The 17,290-nt window shown below is 70.8% G+C and carries 9 protein-coding genes, 1 tRNA gene and 1 rRNA gene; 1 reads left to right on the top strand and 10 read right to left on the bottom strand.

The window, feature by feature from the left end; all coding sequences use genetic code 11:
- Positions 1-65 precede the first annotated feature (65 nt).
- The 7 genes from ACH427_RS31445 to ACH427_RS31415 form a co-directional block, all read right to left on the bottom strand.
- Positions 66-599 (bottom strand): CinA family protein, encoded by a 534-nt coding sequence (locus ACH427_RS31445; RefSeq protein WP_398875084.1) that lies wholly within the window; start codon positions 597-599, stop codon positions 66-68.
- Positions 596-1,243 (bottom strand): CDP-diacylglycerol--glycerol-3-phosphate 3-phosphatidyltransferase, encoded by a 648-nt coding sequence (gene pgsA, locus ACH427_RS31440; RefSeq protein WP_398875082.1) that lies wholly within the window; start codon positions 1,241-1,243, stop codon positions 596-598. The genes ACH427_RS31445 and pgsA overlap by 4 nt, the downstream gene beginning before the upstream one ends.
- Positions 1,240-2,757 carry a 30S ribosomal protein S12 methylthiotransferase RimO gene (gene rimO / locus ACH427_RS31435; protein ID WP_398875080.1) on the bottom strand — a complete coding sequence of 506 codons (1,518 nt, stop codon included), beginning with the start codon at positions 2,755-2,757 and terminating at the stop codon, positions 1,240-1,242. Before rimO ends, pgsA begins: the two co-directional genes overlap by 4 nt.
- A gap of 150 nt (positions 2,758-2,907) precedes the next feature.
- Positions 2,908-3,744: a helix-turn-helix domain-containing protein gene (locus ACH427_RS31430; protein WP_398875077.1), complete on the bottom strand. Its 837-nt coding sequence runs from the start codon at positions 3,742-3,744 to the stop codon at positions 2,908-2,910.
- Positions 3,745-3,998: 254 nt separating this feature from the next.
- Positions 3,999-6,785, bottom strand: coding sequence for a DNA translocase FtsK (locus ACH427_RS31425; RefSeq protein WP_398875075.1), 2,787 nt, complete (start codon positions 6,783-6,785; stop codon positions 3,999-4,001).
- Positions 6,786-6,889: 104 nt separating this feature from the next.
- Positions 6,890-7,573 carry a two-component system response regulator gene (locus tag ACH427_RS31420; protein ID WP_398875073.1) on the bottom strand — a complete coding sequence of 228 codons (684 nt, stop codon included), beginning with the start codon at positions 7,571-7,573 and terminating at the stop codon, positions 6,890-6,892.
- A 274-nt stretch (positions 7,574-7,847) separates the two neighbouring features.
- Entirely contained in the window at positions 7,848-13,343 is a 5,496-nt protein-coding gene (locus ACH427_RS31415) for a HAMP domain-containing protein (protein WP_398875071.1), read from the bottom strand.
- Positions 13,344-13,597: 254 nt separating this feature from the next.
- On the opposite strand from ACH427_RS31415, the gene ACH427_RS31410 reads away from it, so the two are divergent.
- A complete protein-coding gene (locus ACH427_RS31410; RefSeq protein ID WP_398875114.1) occupies positions 13,598-16,216 on the top strand; it encodes a SpoIIE family protein phosphatase in 2,619 nt (872 codons plus the stop codon).
- 53 nt (positions 16,217-16,269) lie between these two features.
- Here ACH427_RS31410 and ACH427_RS31405 read toward each other — a convergent pair.
- From ACH427_RS31405 to rrf, 3 genes are all read right to left on the bottom strand, one after another.
- A tRNA-Thr gene (locus ACH427_RS31405) sits at positions 16,270-16,345 on the bottom strand.
- Between the two features lie 59 nt (positions 16,346-16,404).
- A complete protein-coding gene (locus ACH427_RS31400) occupies positions 16,405-17,088 on the bottom strand; it encodes a DegT/DnrJ/EryC1/StrS family aminotransferase (RefSeq protein ID WP_398875069.1) in 684 nt (227 codons plus the stop codon).
- A 117-nt stretch (positions 17,089-17,205) separates the two neighbouring features.
- A 5S ribosomal RNA gene (rrf, locus tag ACH427_RS31395) occupies positions 17,206-17,290 on the bottom strand; the annotation flags it as partial.

Below are 17,290 nucleotides of genomic sequence, written 5' to 3'. Positions count from 1 at the left end.
CACCGTACCGCCTCGGGCTCCGGCCGTGCGGGGAGCTATGTCGTGTTCACTCAGGGCTGCAAACATCAATTCCCCCCGTTGTGTTCCGTATCCTTTGCGCCCACGTTTTCTGTCAGTTCGCCCAGCAGCAGTTCCAGTACCGCCCGCACGCTTTCCTCGCGGATCCGCGAACGGTCACCGGTCAGCACCAGTTCCCTGGTGGCCGAGCGGCCCCCGGGCCCCGCGGCGGCGACGAACACCGTACCGACCGGCCGGCCGTCCTGCGGCTCCGGCCCGGCGACCCCGGTCGTGGCCGTGCCCCAGTCGGCACCGAGCAACGCCCGTACGCCGACGGCCATCTGCCGCGCCACGTCCGGGTCGACGGCCCCGCGCTCGGCGAGCAGTTCCCCGTCCACGCCCAGGACGTCGCGCTTCACCTCGGAGGCGTACGCGGTGACCGAGCCACGCACCGCGCGGGAGGCGCCCGGCGCCTCGGTCAGCCAGGCCGAGACCAGGCCGCCGGTGAGCGATTCGGCGGCCGCGACCGTCAGGCCGCGCTCCACCAGGGCGGCCAGGACCGCGGCGGCCGTCTCGCGGACGCCGTCCGTGGCCGCGCTCATCGCACGGCGTCCCGGCCGGCCCGTTCGAGCTGGGCGGCCAGCCCGGCTCTGCGCAGCACCACGGCCTGACGCACGTAGTCGAGCCCGGTGAGCACGGTCAACGCCACGGCCACCGCCATCACCCAGAAGCGGGCAGTGGCCAACGGCCCGGTGAGCATGAGGACGTACATCCCCACGGCCACACCCTGGGCGAGCGTCTTCATCTTGCCGCCCCGGCTGGCCGGGATGACCCCGTGCTTGATCACCCAGAAGCGCATCAGCGTGATGCCGATCTCGCGGAAGAGGATCAGGCCGGTGACCCACCACGGCAGGTCACCCAGGCCGGACAGACAGATCAGCGCCGCGCCCATGATCGCCTTGTCGGCGATCGGGTCGGCGATCTTGCCGAAGTCGGTGACCAGGTTGTACATCCGGGCCAGGTGGCCGTCGAACAGATCCGTGATCATGGCGACGGCGAACGCGGCCCAGGCGAACGAGCGCCAGACCGGGTCATGACCTCCGTTGTGGAGCATCAACAACACGAAGCCGGGCACGAGCAGAAGCCGCACCATGGTGAGGATGTTGGCGATGTTCCACAACCTCGCCGGCCGCCTCATGGAGGCCGGGGCATGGCCTCCAGCTGCGGAGGCCGGGATTCCGGTCATCTGGCCGCCTCCTCGGTACACCCTCCGTCGCCCAGGGGCTCGGCGACGAGATCCACTCCCTCGGCCGCCACCACCTTGGCCACCACCATGCTGCCGGGAGCGAACTCCCGGTCGGTGGCCAGCCGCACCTGTCCGTCCGTCTCGGGCGCCTGGTGGGCGGCCCGGCCGAGCACACCGTCCTCCTCGTCGATCCGGTCGACGAGTACTTCCATGGTCTCTCCGAGCCGCTCCTCCGCGCGCTGCGCGGTCAGCTCCTCGGCCAGCCGGGAAACGCGCTCCAGCCGCTCCGCGACGACCTCCGGGTCGAGCTTGCCCTCGTAGGTGGCGGCCTCGGTGCCGTCCTCGTCGGAGTAGCCGAAGACCCCGATCGCGTCCAGGCGCGCACCGGACAGGAAGCGCTCCAGCTCGGCCACGTCCTCCTCGGTCTCCCCGGGGAAGCCGACGATGAAGTTGGAGCGGGCGCCCGCCTGCGGGGCCTTGGAGCGGATCTGGTCGAGCAGCTCCAGGAAGCGGTCGGTGTCGCCGAAGCGGCGCATCGCGCGCAGCACACCGGGCGCGGAGTGCTGGAAGGACAGGTCGAAGTACGGCGCGACCTTGTCCGTCGACGTCAGCACGTCGATCAGGCCCGGCCGCATCTCCGCGGGCTGGAGGTAGCTGACGCGGACGCGCTCCAGGCCGTCCACGGCCGCGAGCTCCGGCAGCAGCGTCTCCAGGAGGCGGATGTCGCCCAGGTCCTTGCCGTAGGAGGTGTTGTTCTCGGAGACCAGCATGATCTCCTTCACGCCCTGCTCCGCGAGCCAGCGCGTCTCGCCCAGCACGTCGGAGGGACGGCGGGAGATGAAGGAGCCGCGGAAGGACGGGATGGCGCAGAAGGAGCACCGGCGGTCGCAGCCGGAGGCGAGCTTCACCGAGGCGACAGGGCTGCTGCCGAGCCTGCGGCGCAGCGGGGCGCGCGGGCCGGAGGCCGGGGCGACGCCCTCCGGGAGGTCGGCCGGCGGCTCCTCGGCGGGCGCCTGGCCGCTCCCGCCCTGCGCGTGACCGGGCAGCGCCACGGCGGCGGTCTGCCGCTCGGCGGGGCTGATCGGCAGCAGCTTGCGCCGGTCGCGCGGGGTGTGGGAGGCGTGCACGCCACCGGAGAGGATGGTCTGGAGGCGGTCGGAGATGTCGGCGTAGTCGTCGAAGCCGAGCACACCGTCGGCCTCGGGCAGTGCCTCGGCCAGCTCCTTGCCGTACCGCTCGGCCATGCAGCCGACGGCGACCACGGCCTGGGTGCGGCCGCCACGGCCGTCGGAGGACGCGGTCTTGAGATCGTTTGCTTCGAGGAGGGCGTCGACGGAGTCCTTCTTGGCGGCCTCGACGAAACCACAGGTGTTGACTACGGCCACATCGGCGTCGGCGGCGTCCTCGACGAGGTCCCAGCCGTCCGCCGCCAAGCGGCCTGCCAGCTCCTCCGAGTCCACCTCGTTACGGGCGCAGCCAAGTGTGACAAGAGCGACGGTACGGCGTTCGGGCATAGGGCTCAGCCTACTTTGTCCCGGAGCCGCATCCGCTGCCGAGTGGCGACGAGTACCGAGAGGATGGTCACCCGGCGGCGCGCCGCGCCGTCTCCCGGCGGCGCCTTCCGCCCCGCACGGGCCCCGGCGGGCGGCCGCCCGGCCCGTGTCTCAGCCCGCGACCGGGTCTCCCCTGGTGTAGCTCAGCCGCTGGACCTTGCCGTCGTCCGGCAGGTTCTTCACCTGCTTGCCGTTCACGAAGAGCTGGACGGCTCCGGCGTTGCCCAGCACCAGGTCGATGCGCTTGTTGTCGGTGAAGGTCTTGGAGTCGCCCTGCTTGAGCACGCCCTCCTCCAGCAGCTTGCCGTTGTGGTCCTTGGCGGACATCCAGGTCTGGCCGTTCTGGCCGGTGAGCTTGACGGTGACCATGTTGGCGGGAACGCCGGCGATGGCGCTCTCGGACTGCTCGGGCTTGGGGTCGGCGGGCTTGGCGGGCTGGGCCTTCGCGCTCGGGGACGCCGGAGGCTTGGCGGAGGGCGAGTCGGCGGCGACCGAGTCACCCGAGCTCTTCGCGCCGCCGTTGAAAAGGGTGAATCCCACGAAGCCGACGACGGCGACGATCGCGGCGACCATGGCGGCCGTCCAGTTGGGCCGCCGGGGCTCCGGCCGGATGCGCTCGGCATCGAACAGCGGCGCCGCGGGGGTCGGTGCGGGGCGCCCGCCGTACTGCGCGGCGTACCGCGCGAGCAGCTCCGCCGGGTCCAGGCCGACGGTGCCGGCCAGCACGCGGATATGTCCTCGGGCGTAGACGTGGCCACCGCAGCGCGAGAAGTCGTCCTGTTCGATGGCGTGGACGATCGGAATGCGCACTCGGGTGGTCGAACTGACCTCTTCGACGGTCAGTCCTGCGCTGGTACGGGCCTGCTGGAGGGCCTGGCCGATGGAAGGCCGGTCGTCGTCCGCGGGAACGTCGGGAACATCGTCCGCGGGAGAGTTGCCGATGGACACGAGAGCGCCTTTCGAGCGTGTAGCCACCTGCTGGAGGTTCAGTCTAGGGGGGACGCGAAATCATCGGGCAAGCGGAAAGACGGACTTTGTACGCCATCAGATGACTCTCGGACGCCGATGGTGGGACATCGGCCCGCCCCCCTCTCCTCAACTCGGCGCACAGCCGAGAGAAACGGCCGGCCGGCTCCTCTTCCGGGGGTTTCCCGGCCTCCGGTGGGCGACGCCGTCGCCGGCCCGAAGGCGCCCGGGACCGGCTAGGACCCCCCGCCCCCACGGATCACCGTGAGCACCGCGTCCAGCTCGTCCGGCTTGACCAGCACATCGCGGGCCTTGGAACCCTCACTCGGGCCCACGATGTTGCGCGACTCCATCAGATCCATGAGTCTGCCCGCCTTCGCGAATCCCACACGCAGTTTCCGCTGGAGCATCGAGGTGGAGCCGAACTGCGTGGAGACGACCAGCTCGGCTGCCTGGCACAGCAGGTCCAGGTCGTCGCCGATGTCCTCGTCGATCTCCTTCTTCTTCGCGGTGCCGACCGTGACGTCGTCGCGGAAGACGGGCGCCATCTGGTCCTTGCAGTGCTGGACGACCCCCGCGACCTCCGCCTCCGTCACGAAGGCGCCCTGCATGCGGACGGGCTTGCCCGCCCCCATCGGCAGGAAGAGGCTGTCGCCCTTGCCGATCAGCTTCTCGGCGCCCGGCTGGTCGAGGATGACCCGGCTGTCGGCGAGCGAGGAGGTGGCGAAGGCGAGCCGGGAGGGCACGTTCGCCTTGATCAGGCCGGTGACGACGTCGACGGACGGCCGCTGGGTGGCGAGCACGAGGTGGATGCCGGCGGCCCGCGCGAGCTGGGTGATGCGGACGATCGAGTCCTCGACGTCCCGCGGGGCGACCATCATCAGGTCCGCGAGCTCGTCGACGATCACCAGGAGGTACGGGTAGGGCGAGAGGTCGCGGCCGCTGCCCTCCGGGGGCTTGACCTTGCCGTTGCGCACGGCCGCGTTGAAGTCGTCGATGTGCCGGAAGCCGAACGCCGCCAGGTCGTCGTAGCGCAGGTCCATCTCACGGACGACCCACTGGAGGGCCTCCGCGGCCCGCTTGGGGTTGGTGATGATCGGCGTGATCAGGTGCGGGATGCCCTCGTAGGCCGTCAGCTCGACGCGCTTGGGGTCGATCAGGACCATGCGCACGTCGTCGGGGGTCGCCCGGATCATCACCGACGTGATCAGGCAGTTGATGCAGGACGACTTTCCGGAGCCGGTGGCCCCGGCGACCAGGATGTGCGGCATCTTCGTCAGATTGGCCATCACGTAGCCGCCCTCGACGTCCTTGCCCAGCGCGACGAGCATCGGGTGCTCGTCACCGGCGGCGTCGGCCAGCCGCAGCACGTCGCCGAGATTGACCATCTCGCGGTCGGTGTTGGGGATCTCGATGCCGACCGCGGACTTGCCGGGGATCGGGCTGATGATCCGTACGTCCGGGCTGGCGACGGCGTAGGCGATGTTCTTGGCGAGCGCGGTGATCCGCTCGACCTTGACGGCCGGGCCCAGCTCGACCTCGTAGCGGGTGACCGTCGGGCCACGGGTGAAGCCGGTGACGGCCGCGTCGACCTTGAACTCGGCGAACACATTGGTCAGGGCGGCCACTATGGCGTCGTTGGCCGCGCTGCGGGCCTTCCCCGGGCCACCGCGCTCCAGCAGCTCCAGCGAGGGCAGCGAGTACGTGATGTCGCCGGACAGCTGGAGCTGCTCGGCGCGGGCGGGCAGCCCCTGCGTGGGCTCGGGCGCCGCCTTGGTGAGGTCCGGGACGCCCGCGGGCTTCCCCGCCCCGGCAGCGGCCTTCTTGCCGGTGCCGCGCGCGCCCGGCACCGCGCCGGACCGCTCGGCGCCGGCCGGCGGGACGTGCTCCGTCCCCGAGTCCCGCTCGGTGGAGATGCCGCTGCTGAGCCCGGCGACGAGCGGGGACGGCTGCACCCCGTGGAGCACCGCCCCGTCCAGCGAGGCGGCGGCCGCGGCGGCCACGTCGATGGCGTCCAGCGGCCGGTCCGCGGGGGGCTGCACGGCGCGCGGCCGACGGCGCTTGCCGAGGGCCTCCTCCTCGGCGCTCTCCACGTCCACGGGGGCCGCGGCGGCGCGGCGGGGCCGCCTGGCCGGGGCCTCGCGCCACTCGTCGTCGTACTCCGCGTACTCCGGCTCTGCCTCGTACTCCCCCGGCAGGGGCTCGATCACCCCGAGCCGGATCCCCAGCCTGCGCAGCCGCTGGGGGATGGTGTTGACCGGGGTGGCCGTGACCACCAGCAGGCCGAAGACGGTGAGCAGGACGAGCAGCGGGACGGCCAGCACCTCGCCGACCGTGACGATCAGGGGCTCGGCGGCGACCCAGCCGATCAGGCCGCCGGCGTTGCGCAGGGCCTCCTCGCCGTCGCCCCGGCCCGGCGAGCCGCAGGCCACGTGGACCTGCCCGAGGACGCCGATCACCAGCGCCGACAGGCCGATCACGATCCGCCCGTTGGCCTCGGGCCGTTCCGGATGGCGGATCAGCCGGATCGCGATGACGCCGAGGAGTATCGGGACGACGAGGTCCAGGCGGCCGAACGCGCCGGTGATGAGCATCTGCACGAGCTCGCCGACCGGCCCCTGGAGGTTGGACCAGGTGCCCGCGGCGATGATCAGGGCGAGGCCGAGGAGCAGCAGCGCCTGGCCGTCCTTGCGGTGTGCCGGGTCGAGGTTCTTCGCCCCCCGGCCGACGCCGCGGAAGAGCGCGCCGACGGCGTGCGCCACACCGAGCCATACGGCCCTGACGAGGCGGTAGACGCCACCGGTGGCGGACGGCGCGCGCTTGGGCGCCGCCTTCTTGGCGACGGCCTTCTTGGCGGGCGCCTTGCGCGGCGCTGCCGCCTTCTTCGCGGGCGCCTTGCCCGCGGACTTCGGCGCCGCCTTCTTCGCGGGCGCCTTCTTGGCAGCGCTCCCGGGGCGTCCGGCGCGCTGCTTCGAGTTGCCCGCCGTGCTCTGGGAACCCTTGCCGGACGTACGTGAGGCCATGGTGCCGAGGTTACCTTCGACGGACGTGAGGGACACCCGCGCCCAGGCGTTCACCCATCCGTGTCGCGCTCCGGCGGCACCGAGGGTGACGCGGCGTCAGGGGGTCAGCTGGGCGAGGGGAGCGGGCTGGCGCCGCTGCCGGTGCCGGGCTCCAGGGCGTCCAGCGCCCGCCGCAGGCCGGTGAGTTTGCGCTCCAGGTGGGCCGCGGTGGCGACGGCCGCGGCGTCGGCGGACTCGTCGAGCTGCTTGGTGAGCGCCTCGGCCTGCTCCTCCACGGCGGCGAGGCGCGCGGAGAGCTCGGCGAGCAGCCCCGCGGGCTCCTGGGGCGCCGCCGCGCCGGTCCTGCCCTGCCCGCTCTCCAGCTGGAGGCGCAACAGGGCGGCCTGCTCGCGCAGCTGGCAGTTCTTCATGTACAGCTCGACGAAGACCGACACCTTGGCGCGCAGCACCCAGGGGTCGAACGGCTTGGAGATGTAGTCCACGGCACCCGCCGCGTACCCGCGGAAGGTGTGGTGCGGGCCGTGGTTGATGGCGGTGAGGAAGATGATCGGGATGTCACGGGTCCGCTCCCGCCGCTTGATGTGCGCGGCGGTCTCGAAACCGTCCATGCCAGGCATCTGGACATCCAGCAGGATCACTGCGAAGTCGTCCGTCAGCAGCGCCTTGAGCGCTTCCTCCCCTGACGATGCCCGTACCAGTGTCTGATCGAGCGCCGAGAGGATCGCCTCCAGCGCCAGCAGATTTTCCGGCCGGTCATCGACCAGGAGGATCTTGGCCTTCTGAACCATGCCCCGTCCTCCTCGTCCCGGCTTGGGGTCTCCCCAGCTCGAAGAGCCGGGGGAAGCACCGGGCGCCGCCCCAGGGGACGACTCCCTTGCGCCGCCCGTCCTTGTGCCGGTCATGGTAGCCGCACCCTGCCGGTCGCCACACCCTGTCACCACGATGTCACTGTGCACGTAGCGGAAACGTGGTGGGGGACCAGAAGGTTCCCCGAATCCCACGCTCCCACACGTCTTCGGCCACAGTCTGTCAACAGGTGGTCAGGAACAGTCCGGTTACCCGTCACTCACCGCGCATCCACTGCTCCATCACCGTCAGCAGATGATCCGTATCGACCGGCTTGGTCACGTAGTCGGAAGCCCCGGCGTCGATGCTCTTCTCCCGGTCGCCCTTCATCGCCTTGGCCGTCAGCGCGATGATGGGCAGGCCCGCGAACTGCGGCATCCTGCGGATCGCCGCCGTCGTGGCGTAGCCGTCCATCTCCGGCATCATGATGTCCATCAGGACCACCACGACGTCGTCGTGCTGCTCCAGGACCTCGATCCCCTCACGGCCGTTCTCCGCGTAGAGCACCGACAGACCGTGCTGTTCCAGAACGCTCGTGAGCGCGAACACATTGCGGATGTCGTCGTCGACGATCAGCACCTTCTCGCCGTGGAAGGTGCCTCCGAAGCCCTTGCCGATTCCATGGCTCGACGGTTGCTCTGCGTCACCGTTCGGTTCGTTCGGCCAGGAGTCCTCCTCCGGGACCGACGGCGGCTGAGCCACCGCTGCCGGGGCCGCCCCGGGCGCGCCCAGCGCGGGCCACTGCTGCGCCGCCTGTGCGGCGCGCCGACGGCGCAGGAAGAGCCCGGCCGCACCGCGCGCGGGCTCGGCCGCCGACGGGGCCGCGTGGTCGCCCGCGCCGCCCACCGGCTCCGCCGCGGCGAGGCCGTGGGTGCCCGGCGTGAGCTGCGGATAGCCCTGAGGCGGCAGCTCACCCGTGTTGAGCGGGAGGTAGAGGGTGAAGGTGGAGCCACGGCCCGGCTCGCTCGCCGCGTGGATCTCACCGCCGAGCAGCCTGGCGATCTCCCGGCTGATGGACAGCCCGAGGCCCGTACCGCCGTACTTACGGCTGGTGGTGCCGTCCGCCTGCTTGAACGCCTCGAAGATCACCCGCATCTTGCTCGCCGCGATGCCGATGCCGGTGTCCGTCACCGAGAAGGCGATCACGTCACCGTCGGCGTCCCGCAGCGAGCCCGCCTCCAGCAGCTGCTCCCGGATGCTGTCCGGCACATCCCCGCCGGCCGGGCGGATGACGAGCTCGACCGCACCGGTGTCGGTGAACTTCACCGCGTTGGACAGGAGGTTGCGCAGCACCTGGAGCAGTCGCTGTTCGTCCGTGTGCAGCGTCGCCGGGAGCTCCGGCGAGACCCGTACGGAGAAGTCGAGCCCCTTCTCCGCCGTCAGCGGCCGGAAGGTCGCCTCCACGTAGTCGACGAGCTGCACCAGGGCGATACGGGTCGGGCTGACGTCCATCTTGCCCGCCTCGACCTTCGACAGGTCCAGGATGTCGTTGATGAGCTGGAGCAGGTCCGAGCCCGCGCCGTGGATGGTCTCCGCGAACTCCACCTGCTTCGGCGAGAGGTTGCCCTCCGCGTTGTCGGCGAGCAGCTTGGCGAGGATCAGCAGCGAGTTGAGCGGCGTGCGCAGCTCGTGCGACATGTTGGCCAGGAACTCGGACTTGTAGCGCATCGAGACGGCGAGCTGCTCGGCGCGCTCCTCCAGGACCTGCCGGGCCTCCTCGATCTCGGTGTTCTTGACCTCGATGTCGCGGTTCTGCCGGGCCAGTCGCTCGGACTTCTCCTCCAGCTCGGCGTTGGAGATCTCCAGCGCCTTCTGCCGGTTCTCCAACTCCGCCGACCGCTCGCGCAGTTGCTCGGTCAGCTCCTGCGACTGCTTGAGCAGCACCTCGGTCTTGGTGTTGACGCTGATGGTGTTGACGCTCGTGCCGATCATCTCGGCGATCTGGTTGAGGAAGTCCTTCTGGATCTGCGCGAACGGCTGGAAGGACGCCAGCTCGATCACGCCGAGGACCTGCCCCTCGAACAGCACCGGCAGCACGATCACGTGCGCGGGCGGCGCCTCCCCCAGGCCGGAGGCGATCTTCAGATAGCCCGGTGGGACGTTCTCCACCAGGATCGTCCGCTTCTCCTGCGCGGCGGTGCCGATGAGCGTCTCACCCGGCCGGAAGGAGGTGGGCATCGAGCCCATCGAGTAGCCGTAGGAGCCGAGCATCCGGAGCTCGTACGCGTCCTCGCCCTCGGCCGGCTGACCGGCCGTGGGCATGGCCAGGAAGAACGCGCCGTGCTGGGCCGAGACCACCGGCGTCAGCTCGCTCATGATCAGCCCGGCGACGTCCTCCAGATCGCGGCGGCCCTGCATCAGGCCGGAGATCCGGGCGAGGTTGCCCTTGAGCCAGTCCTGCTCCTTGTTGGCGAGCGTGGTCTCGCGGAGGTTGGCGATCATCGTGTTGATGTTGTCCTGGAGCTCCAGGATCTCGCCGGCCGCGTCCACGTCGATCTTGAGGTTGAGATCGCCGCGGGTCACCGCGGTGGCGACCTCGGCGATGGCCCGGACCTGCCGGGTGAGGTTCCCGGCCATCTCGTTCACCGACTCGGTGAGGTCGCGCCAGGTGCCGTCCACGTCGCGCACCCGCGCCTGACCGCCGAGCTGGCCCTCCGTACCCACCTCGCGGGCCACCCGGGTCACCTGGTCCGCGAAGGACGACAGCTGGTCGACCATGGTGTTGATGGTGGTCTTGAGCTGGAGGATCTCACCGCGCGCGTCGATGTCGATCTTCTTGGTCAAATCGCCCTGGGCGATGGCGGTGGTCACCATCGCGATGTTGCGGACCTGGCCGGTCAGGTTGGACGCCATCGAGTTCACGGACTCGGTGAGGTCCTTCCAGGTCCCGCTGACGCCCAGCACCCGCGCCTGGCCGCCGAGGATGCCGTCGGTGCCGACCTCGCGGGCCACGCGCGTGACCTCGTCCGCGAAGGAGGACAGCGTCGTCACCATGGTGTTGACGGTGTCGGCCAGCTGCGCGACCTCGCCGCGCGCCTCGACGGTCACCTTCTTGGTCAGGTCGCCGTTGGCGACCGCGGCCGCGACCTGCGAGATGTTGCGGACCTGACTGGTGAGGTTGTTGGCCATCAGGTTGACGTTGTCGCTGAGGTCCTTCCAGATGCCGGTGACGTCCCGCACCCGCGCCTGGCCGCCCAGCTGCCCCTCGGTGCCCACCTCCCGGGCCACGCGCGTGACCTGCTCGGCGAAGTCCGACAGCTGGTCCACCATCGTGTTCACGGTGGTGACCAGTTCGAGGATCTCGCCCTTCGCGTCGACCGTGATCTTCTTCGAGAGGTCGCCCTTGGCGACCGCCGTCGTCACCTCGGCGATATTGCGCACCTGGGAGGTGAGGTTGTTCGCCATGAAGTTGACGGACTGGGTGAGGTCCTTCCAGGTGCCGGAGACCCCCTGCACCTCCGCCTGCCCGCCGAGGATGCCCTCGGTGCCCACCTCCCGGGCCACGCGCGTGACCTGGTCCGCGAACGAGGAGAGCTGGTCCACCATCGTGTTGAGGGTGTTCTTCAGCTCCAGGATCTCGCCCCGCGCGTCCACGTCGATCTTCTGCGACAGGTCACCCCGGGCCACCGCGGTGGCGACGCCGGCGATGTTGCGCACCTGGGCGGTCAGGTTCCCCGCCATGCCGTTGACGGAGTCCGTCAGATCGCGCCACACCCCGGCCACGCCCGGCACCTGCGCCTGACCGCCGAGCCGGCCGTCCGTACCGACCTCACGGGCGACCCTGGTCACCTGCTCGGCGAAGGCGGAGAGCTGGTCGACCATCGTGTTGATGGTGTTCTTCAGCTCCAGGATCTCGCCCCGGGCATCCACGTCGATCTTCTGCGACAGGTCGCCGCGCGCGACGGCCGTCGTCACCTGCGCGATCTGGCGGACCTGCGAAGTGAGGTTCCCGGCCATGAAGTTGACCGAGTCGGTGAGCTCCTTCCAGGTGCCGCTGACGCCGTCCACCCGGGCCTGCCCGCCGAGCCGGCCCTCGGTGCCCACGTCGCGGGCCATCCGGGTCACCTGGTCGGCGAACGAGGACAGCTGGTCGACCATGGTGTTCACGGTGTTCTTCAGCTGGAGCATCTCGCCGGAGACATCGACGGTGACCTTCTGCGAGAGGTCGCCGTTGGCCACCGCGGTCGTCACCTGGGCGATGTTGCGCACCTGCCCGGTGAGGTTGCGGAAGGCCGTGTTCACCGAATCGGTGAGGTCCTTCCAGGTGCCGGCCGCGCCCGGAACCGCCGCCTGACCGCCGAGTTCCCCCTCGACGCCGATCTCCCGCGCCACACGCGTCACTTCGGCGCCGAACGCGGAGAGCTGGTCCACCATCGTGTTGACGGTGTTCTTCAACTCCAGCATCTCGCCCGACACATCGACGGTGACCTTCTGGCCGAGATCACCATTGGCCACCGCCGTCGTCACCTGGGCGATGTCCCGCACCTGCGTGGTGACGTTGCGGAAGGCCGTGTTCACCGAATCGGTGAGGTCCTTCCAGGTGCCCGCGGCACCCGGCACCTGCGCCTGGCCGCCCAGCAGGCCGTCGGCCCCGACCTCGCTGGCCACGCGCGTGACCTCGTCGGCGAAGGTCCGCAGCGTCTCCGTCATCTGGTTGATCGTCTCGGCCAGCTGCGCGACCTCGCCGCGCGCGCTCACCGTCACCTTCTGCGACAGGTCGCCGTTCGCGACCGCCGTGGTGACCTGCGCGATCCCCCGCACCTGGGCCGTCAGATTGCCCGCCATGAGGTTGACGGAGTCGGTCAGGTCCTTCCAGACGCCCGCGACACCGGGCACCTGCGCCTGACCGCCCAGCTCGCCCTCCGTGCCCACCTCACGGGCGACCCGGGTCACCTCGGAGGCGAACGACGACAGCTGGTCGACCATCGTGTTCACGGTGTTCTTCAGCTCGAGCATCTCCCCGGCCACATGGACCGTGACCTTCCGGGAGAGATCGCCCTTCGCGACCGCCGTCGTCACCAGGGCGATGTCCCGCACCTGAGCGGTGAGCCGGGACGCCATGGTGTTGACGGAATCCGTGAGGTCCTTCCACGAACCCGACATCCCGCGCACCCGGGCCTGCCCGCCCAGCTTGCCCTCGGTGCCGACCTCGCTCGCCACCCGCGTCACCTCGTCGGTGAACGCCGACAGCTGGTCCACGAGGCCGTTGACGGTCCGCCCCACCTTGAGGAACTCACCGCGCAGCGGATGCGCCGCCCCGTCCGCCCCCTGCGACCGCAGGTCCATCCGCTGCTCCAGGTCGCCCTCGGCCACCGCCGACAGCACCCGGCCCACCTCGGAGACCGGCCTGACGAGATCGTCGACCAGGGCGTTGGACGCGTCGATCGCCGCCGCCCACGCCCCCTCGCAGGCCCCGACCTCCAGCCGCTCCGTGAGTTTTCCCTCACGCCCGACCACCCGGCGCACCCGCGCCAGCTCGCCCGTGAGCTGCATGTTCCGGTCGGCGACGTCGTTGAACACCGCGGCGATCTCGGCCATCACGCCGTCACCGGCGACCGTCAGACGCTTACGGAAGTTCCCGTCACGCATCGCGGAGAGAGCCGACAGCAGCCGGTTCAGGGCCGCCGTGTCCACTTCCGTCGTCCCATTGGCCCGGGACCGTCCGCCCTTCGCGCGCGTGCTCACGCCCCGCGCCGCTGCGCCAGACTCCACCGTGTCCCTCCCGCTGGGTTCGATCATCCTCGTCGGGCTTCCGTTTCAGTCTTTCCCAGTGTTTCACCCCGGCCCAACCAGGCCATAACAGTTCGGCAGCATCGCACACGGTCCGCGGGCACTCCCAAGGTGGAATCCGTCCGCACCGGCCTCCGCCCGTGCGGTGAGGGTAAGTAACCTGGCATCCGGCCAGGGCAATGGAGGGGCGCTGCGACATGGGTGAGCAGATCGCCGAGACCTACACGAGGAGACCTGTGATCACCGCGCGGGCTGCCGCCACCTTCGAGCCGGTCGGACGCTCGGTCGCCTCCGCCCGTGCCTTCGTCCGGGACACTCTCCAGGGCTGGGGCTTCCCCGACATCATCGACGACGCCGTCGTCCTGACCAGCGAACTCGTCACCAACGCCGTCGTCCACGCCGGCACCGCCGCCGACGTCCTGTGCATGCGCACGGACGCCGGCGTACGCGTCGAGGTCGCCGATCACTATCCGGACCGCGAGCTGCCGCTCCAGAGCTCCGCCCGCAGGCTCGGCGGCGTCGACCGGGAGGGCGGCCGCGGGCTGCTGCTCTGCGCGGCGCTGGCGACCCGCTGGGGCGTCGAGTACAGCAGCACCCACAAGCAGGTGTGGTTCCAGCTCGACCTGCCCGACCGCCCGGCCGGCACCCGCTCGGCGGGCCCCGCGCTCCCCGCGGAGGCCCTGCCCGTCGCCGACACCCGCGTCCGCGTCGCGGTCATCCAGATCGACCGCGGCGGCGTCATCAGCGCCTGGAACGACGACGCCCAGGCGATGTTCGGCTTCCCCGCCGACCAGGTCACCGGCAAGCCGCTGACGGACTTCGCCGCCTGGCCGCACACCCCCGGCACCTCCACCGGCATCGCCGAGGCCCTGCGCCTCTCCCGCTGGGAAGGCTCGTACGGCATAAGGGACGCCGACGGCCGCATCACCCCGGTCTACGCCTCCCACCTGCGCGTACGGGACAACGAGGGCGCGCCCTCCACGGTCTGCCTGCTCGTGCGGGAGGACGAGCGCGCGGTGCTCCAGAGCCTCCAGCGCTCCCCTTCGGTGGACGCGGGTACGAGCGAGCGCGGCGGCGCCACGGACCCCTTCGAGGTCTTCATCGGCTCCCCGGCCCCCGACGATCTCGACGGCCTCCTCCAGCGCACGGTCGAGCGCGCCCGCGACATGCTCGACGGGGACGCGGCCTATCTGCTGCTCGCCACCGACGACGAGACCGAGCTGGAGGTCCGCGCCTCCACCGGTCTCCCGTCCGCCCGCCAGCGCTTCGCCCGCGTCCCTGTCGAGGCGGGTACGAGCCGCTATGGCTCGGCCCGGATGCCCGCGGTCCACGAGGACCTCGCCGTCATCCCCGGTGCCGTGCCCCTGCTGGCCGACACCGGCATGCGCTCCGTCGTCACCGTCCCCCTCAAGGTCGAGGGCCGTCTCACCGGCTCGCTCGGCGTCGCCGCCGAGGCTCCCGGACGCTACACCAACGAAGAGGCCCTGCGGCTCCAGTTCGCCGCCGACCGTATCGCCCTCGCCGTCGAACGCGCCCGCCTCAATGAGCTCGAACGTCTGCGCCGCGGTTCGCTCTCCTTCCTCGTGGAGGCATCCGATCTGCTCGCCGGCACCCTGGACCGCGACCAGACGCTGGCCCTGATGGCCCAGATGACCGTGCCCACGCTGGCCACGTGGTGCGCCGTCTACACCGTCGCCGACCCCGCCTCCGACCCCGAGCTGTCGTACGTCCTGCACGAGGACGAGGACCGCATCGACGGCCTCAAGACCCTCCTCGGCAAGCTCGCGCCGCCGGAGCCCGTCCCCACGCCCGGCGCCCGCGTCTGGACGGCGCCCGCCGAGGCCGCTCACTCCGCGGCGCTGCGCAGCTCCCTGCGCAGCCTCGGGCTGGCCGACATCACCCGGACCGCCGGGCCGAGCACGTCACTCGCCACGGCGGCCGCCGTCGGCGGCGAGACGGTCGTGCTGCCGCTCGTGGCCCGCAACCGTGTCATCGGCATGCTCACGCTCGGCAAGCCCACCGACGACCACTTCCGCCAGGAGATCCTGGAGCTCGCCGAGGACCTCTCCCGCCGGGCGGCGCTGGCCCTCGACAACGCCCGCCTCTACAGCGAGCGCACCGCCATCAGCCAGTCCCTCCAGCGCAGCCTGCTGCCGCCGGAGCTGCCCCACGTGGCCGGTGTCGAGGTCGATGTCATCTACCGCGCGGCCGGCGAGGGCAACGAGGTCGGCGGCGACTTCTACGACCTCTTCACGATCCGCGACGGCGCCTACGGCTTCGCGATCGGCGACGTCTGCGGCACGGGCCCGGAGGCCGCCGCGGTCACCGGCCTCGCCCGGCACGCGCTGCGCCTCCTCGCCCGCGAGGGCTACGGCGGCCCAGCGGTCCTGGAGCGGCTCAACGCCGCCATCCTCGACGAAGGAGCCCGCAGCCGCTTCCTGACCCTCCTGTACGGCGAGCTGTGGCCGCAGGAGGACGGCAGCGCGATCCTCAAGGTCGTCTGCGCCGGCCACCCGCTGCCCCTGCGGCTGCGCCCGGACGGCACGGTGGAGCCCGCGGCGGACCCGCAGCCCCTGCTGGGCGTCATGGAGGACCTGGAGCTGTACGAGCAGACGGTCACCCTCGACCCGGGCGATGTCCTGCTGTGCGTCACGGACGGCGTGACGGAGCGCCGCGAGGGCACCCGCATGCTGGGCGACGACGGCCTGAGCGACGTCCTGTCGAACTGTACGGGCCTCACTGCGGGCGCGGTCGCCGCACGCATCCTGCGCGCCGTCGAACGCTTCGCCGCCGAGCCGGCCTCGGACGACATGGCGATCCTGGCGATGCGCGTTCCCGGCCTGCACGAGGAGTGAGTCCGTCAGGACAGCGGAAAGGCCCCCACCGAATGGTGGGGGCCTTTCCTTTATGGAGCCCCAATACGGAATCGAACCGTAGACCTTCTCCTTACCATGGAGACGCTCTGCCGACTGAGCTATTGGGGCCGGCAACGAGATAAAGCATACCCGACGTTCGCACGTCCTTTTGACCACCCGGCCGCTCCTCAGGCGGCCACCTTCAGCAGCCCGCCGAGCGCATTGCACGCGGAGACCACCCGGTGGAGTTCCCGCTGTGTCGTCGACGCGTCCACGGGCAACGCGAGGCATTCGTCGGCGGCGCGCTCCGTCTCCGCGAGCCACAACTCCCGCCTGAACGCGGCGGTCCGGTGCACCGGCGTCTGTACGGGCACATGGCACCGCACCCGGCGGGCACGCAGCGCGCGGGCGAAGGCGTCCCGGTCCGGCCGGCCGTTGCCGGGCACCCGCACCACGTACGAGCCGTAGCTGTGCGGGAGTTCGGGCCGCACGGGTGGCGTCAGCACGCCGGTGAGCCGCGCGTTCAGATAGGCCGCGTTCTCCCTGCGCCTCCTGGTGTCCTCGTCCACCGGACGCGGCGGCTCGTACTCGATGACGAGCAGCCCCCGGTCCGCGGCCACGGCCCGCAGCCCCGCCAAGTCGGCCCGGTGGCCGAAGAGATGAACGGGCATCACGGCGGCGGTACGCAGCGTCAGGGCGGCGGCCACCGAGGCCGGGTCGAGGCAGAGGCTGTGCGGATCGATGTCCGCGAAGACGGGCACGGCGCCGGCCCGCCGCACCGCTTCGGCGACTCCTGCCGTGGCGTACGAGGGCACGACGACCTCGTCCCCCGCACCGATCCCCGCCGCCGTGAGCCTCTCCGCTGTCCCCATGGAAGGGAGAGTGACGGCAGGACGTTAACGAGGAGTGACACTCCGCACTTCATCATGAAAACAAAAAAGCTCCGGCATCTGAACAAAAGTTCAGATGCCGGAGCTTTTTGAAATATTGTTCGGCGGCGTCCTACTCTCCCACACGGTCCCCCATGCAGTACCATCGGCGCTGAAAGGCTTAGCTTCCGGGTTCGGAATGTAA

It is taken from the genome of Streptomyces sp. NPDC020379, from assembly GCF_044387105.1.
Lineage (GTDB): Bacteria > Actinomycetota > Actinomycetes > Streptomycetales > Streptomycetaceae > Streptomyces.
Note: the sequence above shows the minus strand (reverse complement) of the source record. Positions and strands in the feature narration are given on the sequence as shown.